Source organism: Rhodococcus jostii RHA1 (assembly GCF_000014565.1).
GTDB classification, from domain to species: domain Bacteria; phylum Actinomycetota; class Actinomycetes; order Mycobacteriales; family Mycobacteriaceae; genus Rhodococcus_F; species Rhodococcus_F jostii_A.
The window spans coordinates 2,917,034-2,930,721 of the sequence record NC_008268.1 but is presented as its reverse complement, the minus strand read 5'-3'; the positions used below and the strand labels follow the sequence as shown (position 1 = coordinate 2,930,721).

Annotated in this window: 18 protein-coding genes; 11 read left to right on the top strand and 7 right to left on the bottom strand. The window is 66.6% G+C overall.

The genetic code is table 11. The annotated features are described in order from the left end of the window. Positions 1-11 precede the first annotated feature (11 nt). The 3 genes from RHA1_RS13530 to RHA1_RS53580 form a co-directional block, all read right to left on the bottom strand. The gene (locus RHA1_RS13530) at positions 12-638 is read right to left on the bottom strand and encodes a TetR/AcrR family transcriptional regulator (protein WP_041811422.1); all 627 of its coding nucleotides are present in this window, start codon (positions 636-638) and stop codon (positions 12-14) included. A gap of 26 nt (positions 639-664) precedes the next feature. Next, positions 665-1,162 (bottom strand): cytochrome P450, encoded by a 498-nt coding sequence (locus RHA1_RS53585; protein WP_237727013.1) that lies wholly within the window; start codon positions 1,160-1,162, stop codon positions 665-667. A gap of 242 nt (positions 1,163-1,404) precedes the next feature. Next, entirely contained in the window at positions 1,405-1,587 is a 183-nt protein-coding gene (locus RHA1_RS53580; protein WP_011595477.1) for a hypothetical protein, read from the bottom strand. A gap of 236 nt (positions 1,588-1,823) precedes the next feature. On the opposite strand from RHA1_RS53580, the gene RHA1_RS13520 reads away from it, so the two are divergent. From RHA1_RS13520 to RHA1_RS52895, 3 genes are all read left to right on the top strand, one after another. Then, complete coding sequence (locus RHA1_RS13520) at positions 1,824-2,981, top strand: IS30 family transposase (protein WP_237726879.1); 1,158 nt, start codon at positions 1,824-1,826, stop codon at positions 2,979-2,981. Between the two features lie 120 nt (positions 2,982-3,101). Then, a complete protein-coding gene (locus tag RHA1_RS13515; RefSeq protein WP_011595475.1) occupies positions 3,102-3,572 on the top strand; it encodes a hypothetical protein in 471 nt (156 codons plus the stop codon). Beyond that, positions 3,569-3,700, top strand: coding sequence for a hypothetical protein (locus tag RHA1_RS52895; RefSeq protein WP_272942756.1), 132 nt, complete (start codon positions 3,569-3,571; stop codon positions 3,698-3,700). The genes RHA1_RS13515 and RHA1_RS52895 overlap by 4 nt, the downstream gene beginning before the upstream one ends. A 166-nt stretch (positions 3,701-3,866) precedes the next feature. Here the strand turns inward: RHA1_RS52895 and RHA1_RS13510 are convergent, their stop codons facing one another. Further along, positions 3,867-5,012 carry a helix-turn-helix transcriptional regulator gene (locus RHA1_RS13510; protein WP_011595474.1) on the bottom strand — a complete coding sequence of 382 codons (1,146 nt, stop codon included), beginning with the start codon at positions 5,010-5,012 and terminating at the stop codon, positions 3,867-3,869. A 102-nt stretch (positions 5,013-5,114) separates the two neighbouring features. Here RHA1_RS13510 and RHA1_RS13505 point away from each other — a divergent pair, with 102 nt between their 5' ends. From RHA1_RS13505 to RHA1_RS13475, 7 genes are all read left to right on the top strand, one after another. Beyond that, positions 5,115-5,585 carry a hypothetical protein gene (locus RHA1_RS13505; RefSeq protein WP_011595473.1) on the top strand — a complete coding sequence of 157 codons (471 nt, stop codon included), beginning with the start codon at positions 5,115-5,117 and terminating at the stop codon, positions 5,583-5,585. Positions 5,586-5,596: 11 nt separating this feature from the next. After that, a complete protein-coding gene (locus RHA1_RS13500) occupies positions 5,597-6,400 on the top strand; it encodes an MBL fold metallo-hydrolase (protein ID WP_011595472.1) in 804 nt (267 codons plus the stop codon). Positions 6,401-7,171: 771 nt separating this feature from the next. Beyond that, entirely contained in the window at positions 7,172-8,038 is an 867-nt protein-coding gene (locus tag RHA1_RS13495) for an alpha/beta fold hydrolase (RefSeq protein ID WP_011595470.1), read from the top strand. Positions 8,039-8,449: 411 nt separating this feature from the next. Continuing rightward, on the top strand, positions 8,450-8,779 hold the full coding sequence (locus tag RHA1_RS13490; protein ID WP_020476798.1) for a hypothetical protein: 330 nt from the start codon (positions 8,450-8,452) through the stop codon (positions 8,777-8,779). A 243-nt stretch (positions 8,780-9,022) separates the two neighbouring features. After that, on the top strand, positions 9,023-9,595 hold the full coding sequence (locus RHA1_RS13485; protein ID WP_009475433.1) for a hypothetical protein: 573 nt from the start codon (positions 9,023-9,025) through the stop codon (positions 9,593-9,595). After that, a complete protein-coding gene (locus RHA1_RS13480; RefSeq protein ID WP_011595468.1) occupies positions 9,592-10,131 on the top strand; it encodes a hypothetical protein in 540 nt (179 codons plus the stop codon). Before RHA1_RS13485 ends, RHA1_RS13480 begins: the two co-directional genes overlap by 4 nt. Positions 10,132-10,363: 232 nt before the next feature. Beyond that, positions 10,364-10,729 carry an anti-sigma factor gene (locus RHA1_RS13475; protein WP_237726878.1) on the top strand — a complete coding sequence of 122 codons (366 nt, stop codon included), beginning with the start codon at positions 10,364-10,366 and terminating at the stop codon, positions 10,727-10,729. Between the two features lie 111 nt (positions 10,730-10,840). Here RHA1_RS13475 and RHA1_RS51775 read toward each other — a convergent pair whose 3' ends face one another. The 3 genes from RHA1_RS51775 to RHA1_RS13460 form a co-directional block, all read right to left on the bottom strand. After that, on the bottom strand, positions 10,841-11,005 hold the full coding sequence (locus RHA1_RS51775; RefSeq protein ID WP_237724063.1) for a hypothetical protein: 165 nt from the start codon (positions 11,003-11,005) through the stop codon (positions 10,841-10,843). 197 nt (positions 11,006-11,202) lie between these two features. After that, positions 11,203-11,658, bottom strand: a complete 456-nt coding sequence (locus RHA1_RS13465; protein WP_011595465.1) for a Clp protease N-terminal domain-containing protein — start codon at positions 11,656-11,658, stop codon at positions 11,203-11,205. A gap of 406 nt (positions 11,659-12,064) precedes the next feature. Further along, a complete protein-coding gene (locus RHA1_RS13460; protein WP_011595464.1) occupies positions 12,065-12,271 on the bottom strand; it encodes a hypothetical protein in 207 nt (68 codons plus the stop codon). Between the two features lie 260 nt (positions 12,272-12,531). Between RHA1_RS13460 and RHA1_RS51180 the strand changes: the two genes are divergently transcribed. After that, positions 12,532-13,464 carry a DMT family transporter gene (locus tag RHA1_RS51180; RefSeq protein WP_011595463.1) on the top strand — a complete coding sequence of 311 codons (933 nt, stop codon included), beginning with the start codon at positions 12,532-12,534 and terminating at the stop codon, positions 13,462-13,464. The last annotated feature ends 224 nt before the right edge of the window (positions 13,465-13,688 follow it).

Here is a 13,688-nt window from a genome sequence, read left to right as displayed (position 1 = left end):
GATTGTCGTTGCTAGGCGAAGCCGATGAGTCTTTCGGAGATGGCGGTCAGGTCGGCGGTGTACCGGCGCTGTTCACGGGCCGTCGCGTCGACCAGCCGGGCGGCGCCCGCGAGCTGGGCGTCGGCGAGGGTCTGCGCGATGCGGGCGGGCGGCGCGCACGGCGTGACGTCGCAGGTGGCGTTGATGCGCTCGATGAACCGGGTATAGCGGCGGATGAGCCGAGTCTGCACGGTGGTCCAGCTTCGGCCGACCTCGGGGTCGAGCCGGGCGCGGTGCCTGATCAGTTCGAGGACGCGTCCGTTGGTGTACACGGCTTCCACGAACGCTTTCGTGGTGGTGTGCAGCACCTCTCGCAGGTCCTCGCTCGCCGGTCCTTCCACGTGCTGCGACTCGAGGAACTCCTCGCACACGTCGGCGGCGACGGCGTGGAACACCTCCTCCTTCGACGAGAAGTAGGCGTAGAACGTTGCCCGCGACACTTCGGCCTGAGTGGTGATCACCTCGACGGTCGTCCGGTCGTAACCGAGTTCGGCGAAGCAGGCGCTCGCGGCGCGGAGGAGTTCGCGGCGGCGGGGACCGTCGTTGTCTTTCCGCGCCGATCGTGCCCGCTCCTGAGCCTCACTTGTGGTCACGGTCACAGTATGTGTTGATATTGACGTCAATGTCAATCTTCGGGTGTCACCTGCTCGAGGCGGAGCGGGAGCGCGCTGTGGCGCCGCACGGACAAGCTGGGGACCCAACGTGGCTCGGAGTCGGCGGCGAGGGCGAAGCGGCCGGTGCGCGCGAGCAGTGCGGTGGTCGCGGCGAGCGCTTCCATGCGGGCGAGCGCCGATGCGACACAGAAGTGAACGCCCTTGCCGAATGCCAGATGCGAACGGATGTGCGGCCGGTCGAGCACTATCTCGTCCGGACGCTCGAACACGGCCGGATCCCGGTTGGCCGCACCCCACAGCAGGAGCAGGTGGCTACCGGCGGGCAGTTCGGCGCCGCCGAGCGTGGTGTCGGCAAGCACGTGCCGGTGACGCCCGCGGAACTCGGACGCGAGACGAAGCGCCTCGTCGAGGAACGCGTCGACGAGTGCGGGTTGTTGCCGGAGCCGGGCCTGAAGTCCGGGGCGGGTGGCGAGGAGGCGGGCGGCCCCCCGATCAGCCCCGCGGTCGATTCGCCGCCCGCGCCGACCAACTGGACCAGGACGAGTGTCGCCACGTCCTCGGAGAGTTCACTTGCATTGCATGCGTGCGCGAGGACACCCAGGAGATCCTCGCGCGGATTTGTCCTCGCACGCACGAGGTCGGCCCGCGGATAGCCGGCCAGTTCGGCCGCGGAGGTGACGAGGGGGCGGAGGCGATCCGCGGTGACGACCCCGCCGAGTATTTCCGTGCTGTCGTAGGCCCACGTCAGGAGCTAGGGTACGTCCGACTCGGTCAGGCCGATGAGATGCGCGACCATCGCCGGCGGCAGTCGGTTCGCCATCGCGGACGCCCAATCGATCTGCCCGTCGCGGAGCCCCTCGTCCCACAGCGTGTCGACGAGCGAGTGCACGGTCGGGGTCAGCGCGCGGATGCGGCGGCCGGGCGTCGTCAGCACGAGTGTGCGATGGTGCAGGTGCGCCGGGTCGTCGGCGGTGGCCGCGATCGAAGATGTCGATTCCGCGGGTCGGCGTATGGGTCATCGACAACGTCCATGGTGATCCCGCAAGCTCGAACCTGCACCGGGACGAGATCGGCGCCCAGCGCGCACCCGCAAGGGTTGGCGCTCGTCTCGATAGACGATCCTTGGGTTCGTGCGGTGATCGCAACACCACTGATCAAAGGGTGTTGCACATGGCGAAATATTCTCATCGGATGGTTCCGGAGATCTTTCAGACGTTCTGGTCGGGGATGGCGGCGGGTGAGTTCATCACGGGCGCGGCCGAGGCGGCCGGCTCGTATCGCAAACAGGGTGCTCGGTGGCTTGCGGCCTGTGGTGGGGTGCGTCCCCGGCGTGGCCGCAACCTCAAGGGCCGGTGTTTGACGTTCGCGGAGCGGGAAGAGATCGCCATCGGCGACGCCGCAGGTCACACGCTTCGTGAGATCGCGAAAGCCTTGAACCGGAGTCCGTCGACGATCTCACGCGAGATCGCCCGCAATTGTGAGCCGTCCGGGCGGTACCGAGCCAGATCGGCTCACGCAGCCGCCTACCATCGGGCCTCGCGGCCCAAGCCGTCCAAGCTCGCCATCAATCCGTCGCTGCGCGAGACGGTCGAGAAATCCCTGACCGAGCGCCACTCACCCGAGCAGATCGCGGGCCGCCTCCGACTCGATTTCCCCGACGATCCACAGATGCGGGTGAGCACCGAGACCATCTACCAATCGCTCTACCAACCCTCCCGCGGCGGACTCGAACACACCCTCACTCGATCGTTGCGGACCGGACGTGGGCTGCGCCGACCCAGTCGGAAGGCCGGCCAGCGCAAGAATCGGATCCCCGATATGGCCAACATCGCGGACCGCCCCAAAGACGTGAAAGACCGTGCAGTACCGGGACATTGGGAGGGTGATCTCATTGTCGGCAAACGGAATCTGAGCGCGATCGGCACACTCGTCGAACGTTCGACCGGCACCGTCATGCTCGTTCATCTGCCCGACGGATACAAGCCCGAGCAGACCGCGCCCGCGTTGACCGAACAGCTCGAGACGCTGCCCACGAGCCTGCGCCGGACCCTGACGTGGGACCAGGGTTCGGAGATGCGGGACTGGAAGAGCGTCAGCGCGGCCACCGGGATCGACATCTACTTCTGTGATCCACACGCACCCTGGCAGCGCGGGACCAACGAGAATACGAACGGCATTCTCCGTCAGTACTTCCCCAAAGGTTCGGACCTGAGTGTGCACTCGAAAGCAGACCTGGAGTGGGTCTCACGGCAACTCAATGAGCGCCCCCGGAAACGGCTAGAATTTCGCACACCCATCGAAGAGATGGAACGACTGCTGTTGCGATGACCGCCAGAATCCGCCGATCCCCAATCGGCCTCTCGGAGAGACTCGATGTCTGGCACGTTCTCGACGCTTCGGTGGTGTTACTGGTGACACCACGGACGTCAGAACGGTCACACTGGTCGAATGAGCATCACACGGTGTGTCGATCTGTCGGCCGCGCGCTGGCTCGAACAGCGGGACGAGGACTGGCGACGGCTGGCGGCTCGGGGGCCGGTCGCCTTCGACAAGTACGCACGCCTACGGTTCATCCCAGACCCGGCCTATCCGGCACAACCGGAAGGCGATGCCCAACGCGACTCAGAGGGTCTGTCCGACAACAAACAATTCGGGGTCGTCCTGGCCGAGCCTGCCCGTCACACCGGCAGGCCTGATGACTGCTACTTCTGCATCTGGGACGGGTGGCCGAGTTTCACCGCCGACGATCCGACGCCGAAGATCTCGATCCCGAACCGCGACTACTTCTTGTTCCACGGCACCCTTGCCGACGTCGCCGACTGGAACGCCCAGATCAAGACACTGCTGGATGACGTGGGGGACCAGGTGACGCACCTCCCCCCGCGTTCGTGTGGCCATCCGATCACGCGTGGTGCGTGACCTGCGACGTCGATCCTCACTTCGCGTCGATCGGCGCAAGCCCGGACGCGATCGATCGGCTCGTGGCCGACTCGCGTGTTGACGTCGTCGTCGACGATCCCGACACCGAACCCCCGTACTACTCCTGAGTGAAAGCCCTTTCTTGGTTCAGGCGTGGGATCGACCTGTTCACCGGACGAGTCCGGCGACAGATAGAGGCGGGGGTGGAATTGGGAAGGGCCGATTGAGGATCCGCTTACGGAACCACCTGTCCGCCGGCGCGCTGTCGGTCGGAGTGCCCCGCTGATGGTTCGGCTACTGGCCTGTGCGGCGCCGACGATCCGTGGGCCAGGGGCCACCCCGGAGCGGTCGGTCGGCGAGCGTGCGTTTCTCGTTGTCACGGAACCGTGGTTCGTAGTGGTGGAAGAACACCTTGCCGACCAGGTCGCGGCGGCTGTGCACGCCGGTCTTGTCGAAGATGCTCTTCAGATGTTGCTGCACGGTCTGTGCCGACACGTGTAGTTCGGCGGAGATCTGCGAGGTCGACGCCCCTTGCAACACCATCGCGGTGACCTCCTTCTCACGCTCGGTCAGCCCGTACGCCGACATCAGCAGCGGATACAGGCGGCTCGGATGGGCCGGCTCCACGATCACCGCGATCCGCCGCCTGCCCGTCGATGTCAGGCATGCCCCGTGCAGCACCAACCACGCCCCCGACCTCGACAGCACCCGCGAGATGGCCACGTCGCCCAGCCGGTCGCGGTCTTCCACACACCGCAATACACGACCGGCGAGAGTGATCACCGCGGCCGGCAACTCCCCCCGATCCCAGTCCCCGCCCGGCAGATCCACCATCCACCGGTCGACCCCGGGCGTCGCGGATTCGATGTTCCAGTTCTCGTCGAGGACGAGCAAACCCGGCGAATCGGCATACTCCGGTTCCTCGGCCTGCCCGTACAGCAGTGCGCGGCGGGCCCCGCCCGCGAGGATCGGCGCGATCTCCTGCACGAACGACTTCTCGGTTTCCGAGAACATCGGCATCCCCTCGTCGCGATAGAGGCTCAGCGCTCCCCACGTTTCTCCCGTGCGCGTGCGTAACCGTGCGATCAACTCCTGGTCGCCGCCGAGTGTCCGGTTCCGGCGCCAGCGCGGACTTCCCGACGGATCACCGTGCGCGGCTTCGTGCAACGTGGAAATCCCTTCGGCCGAACGCATTACGTCGGGGATGGACTGAACGTCGTCCTCGTAGTACTCCGCGGCCAGCCATTCGCCGGGAAATTCGTCCATGCCGAAGTGATAGTGACTGGTCATCAGCATGGACACGGGGTCGAGGGTGAACCAGCACGGCGTCCAGTAGTACGGGACGACACCGGCGACGACGTCCGACGCGTCCCGCCACAGCGAGACCAGGCCGCGTGGTGCGGCGCACAATCGTGCGACCTTGTCTGCCGCGCACTGCACGGAATCCACGCTCACGAGTCAATCGTACGAGCGCGGATCGGCGCCGGAAATACCAGAATTGTGGAATGGTGCCCCCACCGCGCCGACCCTAGCGTCGGTGACATGTCCAAAACCGATACCACGAATGTGCGGCTGAGCCCGCCGCCACCCCAATTGATGCGGCTGGTCAACCCGTTGGTCCGGCGGGTCCTCACGACCCGGTCACTGGGGCGGCGCATCCGGCGCCAAGCGCTGATCGAGTTCACCGGCCGTCGTACCGGGCGCACCCTGCGGGTGCCGGTGTGCCTGCACGACGTCGACGGTCAGACGCTCGTGTTCACCGAGCGTCCGTGGCGGCGCAACTTCGCCGGCGGCGCACCCGTGACGGTCACCCACCGGGGCCGTGTCCGCCGGGGCCGGGCCCTGCTACTCGAGGCCACCCCCGCCGAGGCAGGCGCCGCATTCCGTGCCGCGCTCGACGACGGGGCCACCCCGTTCGAACTGGGCCTGAAGGTCCCGCGGGGATACGAGCCGACCGAAGCCGAACTGGCCACGATCGCCCGGTCACTGATCCGCGTCGACTACGACGACTGAGGAGAGTTCCCATGCGTATCAACAAAATCCGACGTGATATCACCGCTCTCAGCGATGAACTGGAAGTACCGGGGATCGGGCACCTACCGGTGAACGCGTACGTTCTGCACGCCGCCGAACCCGTCGTCGTCGACACCGGACTCAGCCTGCCCGGACGCGGCTTCATGGACACCCTGGGCTCGGTGCTCGACCCCGCGGACGTCGAGTGGATCTGGCTGACACATCCGGACCGCGATCACACCGGCGCACTGTTCGACCTGCTCGACGCGGCGCCGCACGCCCGCCTGATCACGACCTTCGCGGGCGTAGGCATCATGTCCTGCGCACGGCCCGTCCCGATGGACCGGGTCTACCTGCTCAATCCGGGTCAATCCCTCGACGTCGGCGATCGGACACTGACGGCGCTGCGGCCCCCGCTGTTCGACAATCCCAGCACCGTGGGCTTCTACGAAGACCGCAGCGGCGCCTACTTCTCGTCGGATTGCTTCGGGGCGCCGATGGAGACCGCCGAACTCGCCACCGCCAACGACGTCGGGTACGCCACACCCAACGCCGTCCGTTCCGCGCAGCACCTGTGGGCCACCGTCGACAGTCCCTGGGTGCACCTGGTGGACGAGACGAAGTTCCTGCCCACCGTCGCCGCGCTGCGCGCGCTCGACCCGCGATGGATCCTCAGCACCCACCTCCCCCCGGCGGACGGACGCACCGCCGAGTTTCTGGACATGCTCGCCGAGGCACCGAAGTCAGACCCCTTCATCGGGCCCGACCAGGCCGCACTCGAGCAAATGCTGGCAGGCTTCGAACCCGCTCGCTGAGAGTCCTCCGGGGTGGAGCACGACCATGGTCCAGCCGTCGTCGCTTCGTCCGGAGCTCGAGCAGGCCGCACACCGGATGTTCTCGCGAAGCCGGACGGCGCCGGCGCGATATCGAAATCGGGCGGGATCGAGATCGGCAGTATTGCGCCCGTATCGGCAGCTTCGTGAATTTCGTCGACGCCGACAACTACAACTCCGTCCCTTCGATAACCGGGTGGATCTACTCGCCGGACCGCGTATCCGATGACGACGGACGGCTCCTCGTCTCCTGCCCACAGCGGCAGGCCCTGGTACGAGTTCGAATACTGGGCCGCCCTGCGGGTGAACCCGGAGCCGCTTAGGGATCGATGACCGGGCAACGATCCGTTTTCGGAACGGCTCTCCTGCGGGGTTCGCAGCTGCCACCATAATCAGATGTATGAGTCGACGTTCGAGCTTGTCGACCGGTTCGTGGTCGCCCTCCCACGATACGAACCTTCCTGCCCGCACCCCCGACCCAGCACTAGTGTGGCGAGGACTTCGCCCGGCGCCGCCGCGCCGGCTCCGCACACACGTGAGAAGATCAGGCAGGTCGTACACGGACAGACGCGGTGGTAGGCGCCGTTCCACCACCACCGGTGTGCTCCCACCAAGCAGTCATCCCGCGAAGCTGCCAGTCGGGCTAGTGATGCCGTCCCCATTCCCGAGGTACCTGACTCCGGCCTCGAATGGCCCTCGGGGGTAGGGGACGCTCTGGCGTTCTACGGTTGAACAACGAGACAGGAGGGCACGGTGTCGCCGCGCAAGCTCGAGTCCGTGATCCTGCACCACGATGTCCTCAGGTTCGTCGACGTCGGAGAGGGACCGCCGGTGGTGCTCGTGCACGGCCTGCTCGGCTCCCATGAATCCTGGGCACCGCAAATCAGTAGGCTCGCCAAGAAGCATCGCGTCGTGGCACCCGACCTGTTCGGGCACGGCCAATCCGACAAACCCTCCGGTGACTACTCCCTCAGTGCCCACGCGGCCACCCTCCGCGACCTGATGGATCATCTCGGGATCTCCTCCGCCGCGTTCGTGGGCCATTCCCTCGGCGGCGGCATCGTGATGCAGCTGTCGTACCTGTTTCCCGAGCGAGTCGACCGTCTGTGTCTGGTGAGCAGCGGCGGCCTCGGCCGCGAGGTGAGCGTGTTCCTCAAGGCGGCCACTCTGCCTGGCAGCGAACTGGTCCTGCCCCTCTTGGCCTCCGACCGACTTCGGCGCACCACCGAGAACATCCTCAAACACCTGGGCCGGCTCGGGCTGCCCGTGCAGCCCAGTCGCAGCGCCACCGAAACCTGGCGATCCCTCGAGACCGTGTCCGACAAGTCTTCGCGAGCCGCGTTTCTCGCCTCCACCCGTGCCGTCGTGGGACTGCGCGGACAGACTGTCAGCGCCAAGCAACACTTCTCGAAGTTCGAGTCGCTTCCGTCGCTGCTGGTGTGGGGTGGCAGAGACAGAATGATTCCCGCCTCACACGCCGAGAACCTGCGCCGCGTGGTACCCCACAGTCGCGTCGAGATCTTTCCCCGCGCAGGTCACTTCCCTCAACTCGACGAACCGGAACTGTTCTTCCGCGTACTCGACGAATTCCTCGGTCCTGCTTCGGAATTCCCTCGGTGACACCGGTGCGGGCCCGGGCTGGCGGCTGCGGCGCGCGCAGCTTCGCGCTGGACAAGGAGTGGGAGCGCGCGGACGAGTCGACCCGGACTCGAAGTCACGTGAGACACAGCCGGGGCAGATCCGGAACAGCAGTCGCGAAAACCCTGACACCGACCCCCGAGGTCTCCGGCAGTCCGGGGCTCGGACCCGTGAGCACCGACGCGGCCCCGACCGCTACGTTGCGGTCAGCGGTGCGTGCTACAACACGGCGATAGAGCGCATCGCAGCGATTGTGGGGGCGGCGTCTGTGCGTCAGCTGCCGCGTTTGCCGGGGCACGCACCGCTGGTGGGTTGATGGTTGCACGATTCATCCCCGTGTTCGGTCCATGGAAAGTAGCATCGCCCATCGTGACAACAGTGGGCACATTGCCGATGGCCCTGCTGCGGCTGCAGTACCGGCTGGCTCGGATCCCGTTGCAGCTCGTCGAGGATCTCGCGGTCTCGCAGCTCGACGAGCAGGCACCGAGTCGGCTCGTCTACGAGCGGTTTCTCACCGGCTGCGACGCAGCCGCCGCGCACTGGCTCAGCGATGACGCCGCCCGGGAGCGCGCCGCTGACCTCCGGCGACATACAGCGGCGGTGCGGCTGCTCATCGCGCGAGAGCAGCACCGAATTCGGCACCGTGGCGTGATCCTGCTCGACGAGCAGCGTGAACGGTTCCTCCGTCGGCGAGGGCAGCAGCATCCCACCGACCGCGTGTGACTGTTTGACTGCGCTGAGGCCGCAGCTCGCTCGGCCTGCCCGGTGTTTTCGATGGGGTCGACCGTCCGGTGGGCGGAGCGACTATTTCGCGCGCACCAGGATGGCCGGCAGCGCTGGACCCTTCGGAGCAACCGTTTGTCTCAGGGGCAGGGTGGTCGCCCGACCGGCGGGCTGTGCAGCGCAATGGCCGTTTCCGAATAGGCCGCTCGGGTACCCGTTCGAAGGACGAGGAGGTCTGAGGAAATGCCTGTTTGGGGATGGATCTTGATCGCGGTTATCGTCGTGATTGCCGTGGTGGCGGTCATCGTTGCGCGTTCGGTCAGCAGCCGTCAGCGGACGGAACGGCTGAGGGGACGGTTTGGTCCCGAGTACGAGCGGACCGTGGGAGAGGTCGGCAACCTCGACGCCGCGGAGGACGAGCTCACCGCCCGCGAACGAAAGCGGGAGAAGCTCGATATCGTCCCGTTGCCGCCCGAGGCGCAAGCGAAGTACGCCGACTCGTGGCGGACGGTGCAGATCGAGTTCGTCGACAATCCGTCCAGTGCGGTCGGGGCCGCGGACCGGCTCGTGATCCAGGTCATGCGCGAGCGCGGTTACCCGATCGACGACTTCGATCAGCGGGCGGCCGACATTTCGGTCGATCACCCGAAGGTTGTCGAGAACTACCGACGGGCGCACAGCATTTATCTGGCGCAGGAGCGGGGCGACGTCGGTACCGAGGATCAGCGTGAGGCGTTCGTGCACTATCGGGCGCTGTTCGAGAAGTTGCTCGAGACGGATGAGAACAAAGACAAGCCGAAGGAGACGCGCGCATGACCACCCCAGATCAGCAACCCGAGAGCACCAGCCCGACCAGGGAGACCAAGACCACGGATTCGACCGAGACCACCGGCTCGATCAGGACCGAGCCCTCGACCGGGACAACCGAATCGTCGACCGAGGCTCCCGGCCCTGCGGCCGAGAGCACCCAGCGGTCCACGGACGCCTCCAGTTCGCCGGTTGCGGACCAGCGGGCGACTGATGAGCCGGTCCGCTCGACGGAGAACGCCCATCCGTCCGCAGAGGAGACCGAATCATCGGCTAATCAGACACTGTTCGCTGAGGACGAGTTGTCGGTCCTGCGCTTGCGGTGGGACGAGGTTCAGGCGGGCTTCGTCGACGATCCCAGAGAGTGTGTTCAGAAGGCCGATGGTCTCGTGTCCGATGTCGTCGATCGGATCACCACCGGATTCTCGGAGGCGCGTTCGCGGCTCGAGGAGCAGTGGGCTCGGGGCGAAGAGGGCTCGACGGAGGATCTTCGTCTCGCGCTCAAGCGGTACCGCGAATTCTTCCAGCGGCTGCTCGCACTCTGAGGAGCGAGGAGCAAGGAGTAAGGAGTCTGGCGTTCTCGGTGACAGGGCTAGAACGATTGACACGTTCGAAGAGTTCGTTGAGCACCGGGAAGTGAGACCGGTGGTTGGTGCGGGGATGGGGTGAGCTGATGGATGCGGCGCCGGCTTGTCAGATAGGTGGAATGAGTGGAATGAATTGCGGGAACCTGTGCTGGACATTGTGAGCGCCGGACCACCGACCACCCAGCTGCGGGTGAGCGCAGCCCTGGATCAGTTGCCGATAGTCCTGGCGGCGGCGCGGACGTTAACCCGCCGCCGCGGCTTCGCGCTCGAAGAGGTAGCGGAGGTCACCCACGCGATCGATGAGGTGGGCGCGATGTTGATCGATGCGGCGTCGATCGGGTCCCCACTGCGCTGTTCGTTCGTCGTCTCGGGCTCTGTCTTTCTCATGACGAGTACCGTCACCTCGCGCCGATGCCTTCCGCGGCACCCCGATCCGAGGTGGAGGGTGCTCGAGGCGTTGACCGATCGCGTGCTGACCACCGACCTTCCGGGGGAGTCGGAGGGCGAGCACGAAATCGTGGTCGGGTTCGTCACACGACGGCATTGGTGCACCTGAGACGGTCACTGTCCACCGCTGGCACACCTCACTCTGGCCTTCCCGTCCCCGCCCGAGGGGTGGGCCACCGGTGAGCCCGGGTGGTCTGTTCGTCGGGCTGCTCGTGTGCGGTCAGGAGCAGGTGGTCGAACCGGGCACGAGACGCCGCGGGGAGGTCGCCTCGGCGGTGAGGGTATCGACGAAGCGATCGGCGAGGACGCGGTTTGCTGTTGGTCTGCCGTGGCGCCAGGTGAGGATGCCGAAGACTCGTTCGGGGGAGAGGCCGTAGGCGAGCATGAGCGCACCCTTGGCCTGTTGATCACCGTCCGGGATTGCTCGAGTTCGGCGACTGCGTGGGTGAGCGCGGCGTCGACGATCAGGGACAACGCTGCCCCACTCCTACCGAATTTCTGACCTGAGCTCTGGTGTTCTCCGGCTTAGCGGTCGCCCGTGGAGTCGGGCGGGGTGGATGGATTTCGGTGGGGTGTGCGGGTCTACTCGTGGGGTTGGGGGTGTTCGGTGAGTTGGTGTCGGAGGTGGTCGCGCATCTGGTGCGGGCTGAGGGCGGTGAGGTGGGTGAGGATTCGGGTGCCGGTGCAGGTGGTGTCGGCGAGGAGGGCGAGGAGGAGGTGTTCGGTGCGGATGGTGTGGTGTCCGAGTAGGGAGGCTTCTCGCAGGCTTTGGACGAGGGTCTTTGTCAAGGTCGGGGTGAAGGGGGGTCCGGCGCATTCGGTGTCGGTGTTGGGGTAGGCGGGGATCTCGTCGAGGGCGCTGTCCAGGTGGGGGCTGGTGATCCCCCAGTTGGTGAGGGTGGCAGCGGTGGGGCCGCCGGCGGCGTGGATGCCGGTGAGGAGGTGTTCGGTGCCGAGGTGGTTGTGGTGGTGGGTGCGGGCCGCGTCGGAGGCGAGGACGACGACGTGGCGTGCTTGATCGCTGAATTTGTCGAACACCGTTGATCACCCTCTCGGCGCGAGCCCTGCGGATGGGTGGAGCCGTCGCCCTTCCAGTATCCCCGTGTGGTGTGGCGCTGAGCCTGCAAGATGCGCCCCGTGATCTCGGTGCGCCTGCAGGCGTGGGGAGGCGCCGTGCGGGCTATATGTGGGGTCGCATGGACCACGGCGCGTGCAGCCGACGCCCGATAACGAGTCCGCGACGTGATCGGTTTCGTTCGGGGACTGGTATTGCGGAGGGTGCCCGCCGCAGGTGTGCGAACCCGGGGACGGGCGGATTCAGGTCCGCAAACTGGACGGGCAACGGAGTCGTTGCACCAACTCGTTGCCCGCGGCAATGATTGACGGCTCCGACCATTGCGGAGCGGTGATGCCGACGCTGACAGACCAGGCCTTTTGGGGCGTGTCAGGTGGCCAGCCACAGGCGTCGCCGCGCGACGGCCTTCATGCGCTCGAGCAGGTCGGGGCGCAGGGGAGTGGGCGGGGACAGTTCCAGATACTCGGCCAGGTGCCGGAAGAATGCGGCGGCGTCCATGCCGAAGTCGGCCATGATCGTCTCGGCGGGCCCACCGCCGAGGGCGCACCACCGCACTTCGAAACGCGACCACCCCATTCACCCGAGCGGCTTCCACGGTCATCGCCGTGTCTGCGACGGCCGTGCGGCGCCCGCATCCACGGTCCCGACCTCGCCGCCGCGGTCGCCGCGCGCCTTCAAATCGAGGTAATGCTTGATCCACGCGGCCGACCACCCGGACGGCGGGGATGGGTGGGGAGACGGATTCGTCAGGCGAGGAGGCGGGTTCGTCATGGGGCGATGCCTTTCCGGTCGAGTCCTGTCGTGGCAGGGACGGCGGCGAGGGAGCAGTGCACCGAATGGGGTCGGTCGAGCATCGGAAACGTCGGTGCGTGTTCTGCGGTGACAGCAGGGTGGGCGAGTGCTGCGTGGAATGCGTCGGCGACGGTGTCGAAGCAGGACACCGCCGTGCTGAGTCCGAGTCGGTCCAGGGCGGAGTGCAGGTCGGCTGGCTCGGTATCGTGATCGCGGTTCCGGCACTGTGGCTGGTCGCACACACCGGCACGCAGGCTGGACCCGTGCTGTCGGCCGCGGCCCTCGACGGCCTCATCGCGGGACTCGGGATTGCGGTGCAGTATGTGGCGTTGGCGCAGGCCGGCGCGGGGTCAGGATTGTGGCCCGTGGCCGCTGGGCGGGTTGCGGCGATCCTCACCATCGCGCCGCTGCTGCCGAGTTCGGGAGGCGCACACATCCGGTGGTCCCTGGTCCCGGCGTTGGCCGCCGGGTTCACGGGCGCGGCAGCGGCACTGGCGCTGATCGCGTATCTGCTCGCCGCGAGGGAGCAACTCGCCGTGGTCGCGGTGGTGGTGTCCTACCTCTACCCGGTCGTCCCCGTACTGCTCGGCGTCACCGTCCTTGGAGAACGCCCTCATCCCGAGACAGGCAGCCGGGTTACTCGTCGCCGCGTCCGCGGTCACCCTTCTCGCCACCAGCTGACCCTTTCGAGCGCACCCATTGCGCCGCCCACACGGAGGGCGACGGCGGCCGCGCCCCTCGAGGGGAGTGGGTTGACATCAGCTTTCGGCGCCACCACTGGCCCGCGGGTTCCGGCGGTCTCTTGGGCCCTGCCATCGAACGTCGCTTCCGCTGTGTGGCAATGGGGTTGGGGTTGGTCGTCGGCATGTCACCGCGGTGGTTCACGGGAGGTTCGACGAGATTCGGGTCGAGCATCGGTCGAGCGTTGTTTGCTCTCGGACGGGCACCGGATCAGTCCTGGGCGGCAAACCGCTTGATGACGGAATTCATCCCTGTGCTGGGTCGCGGGCCGGTACGGCCTACGTCCAGGCGCCTCGTAGGCGAGTGCGGCGCGGTGATGGCTGTACCCCGTGTAGCGGACTACTGTGCCTTGCGAGTGTGAGAGTCCGCTACCGCTCTTGTCTTGACAAGGCAATCAACGGGCCAGTGCCTCCAGGTAGGTCAGGAGGGCGGTGATCGCGATGGTCAGTCCGATCGCGAT

Excerpts from the sequence above, each read along its gene's own strand:
- RHA1_RS13520 (WP_237726879.1), top strand. The coding sequence starts at position 1,824 with ATGGCGAAATATTCTCATCGGATGGTTCCGGAGATCTTTCAGACGTTC.
- RHA1_RS13515 (WP_011595475.1), top strand. The coding sequence starts at position 3,102 with ATGAGCATCACACGGTGTGTCGATCTGTCGGCCGCGCGCTGGCTCGAA.
- RHA1_RS13505 (WP_011595473.1), top strand. The coding sequence starts at position 5,115 with ATGTCCAAAACCGATACCACGAATGTGCGGCTGAGCCCGCCGCCACCC.
- RHA1_RS13500 (WP_011595472.1), top strand. The coding sequence starts at position 5,597 with ATGCGTATCAACAAAATCCGACGTGATATCACCGCTCTCAGCGATGAA.
- RHA1_RS13490 (WP_020476798.1), top strand. The coding sequence starts at position 8,450 with ATGGCCCTGCTGCGGCTGCAGTACCGGCTGGCTCGGATCCCGTTGCAG.
- RHA1_RS13485 (WP_009475433.1), top strand. The coding sequence starts at position 9,023 with ATGCCTGTTTGGGGATGGATCTTGATCGCGGTTATCGTCGTGATTGCC.
- RHA1_RS13480 (WP_011595468.1), top strand. The coding sequence starts at position 9,592 with ATGACCACCCCAGATCAGCAACCCGAGAGCACCAGCCCGACCAGGGAG.
- RHA1_RS51775 (WP_237724063.1), bottom strand. The coding sequence starts at position 11,005 with ATGCTCGCCTACGGCCTCTCCCCCGAACGAGTCTTCGGCATCCTCACC.
- RHA1_RS13460 (WP_011595464.1), bottom strand. The coding sequence starts at position 12,271 with ATGGGGTGGTCGCGTTTCGAAGTGCGGTGGTGCGCCCTCGGCGGTGGG.
- RHA1_RS51180 (WP_011595463.1), top strand. The coding sequence starts at position 12,532 with ATGGGGTCGGTCGAGCATCGGAAACGTCGGTGCGTGTTCTGCGGTGAC.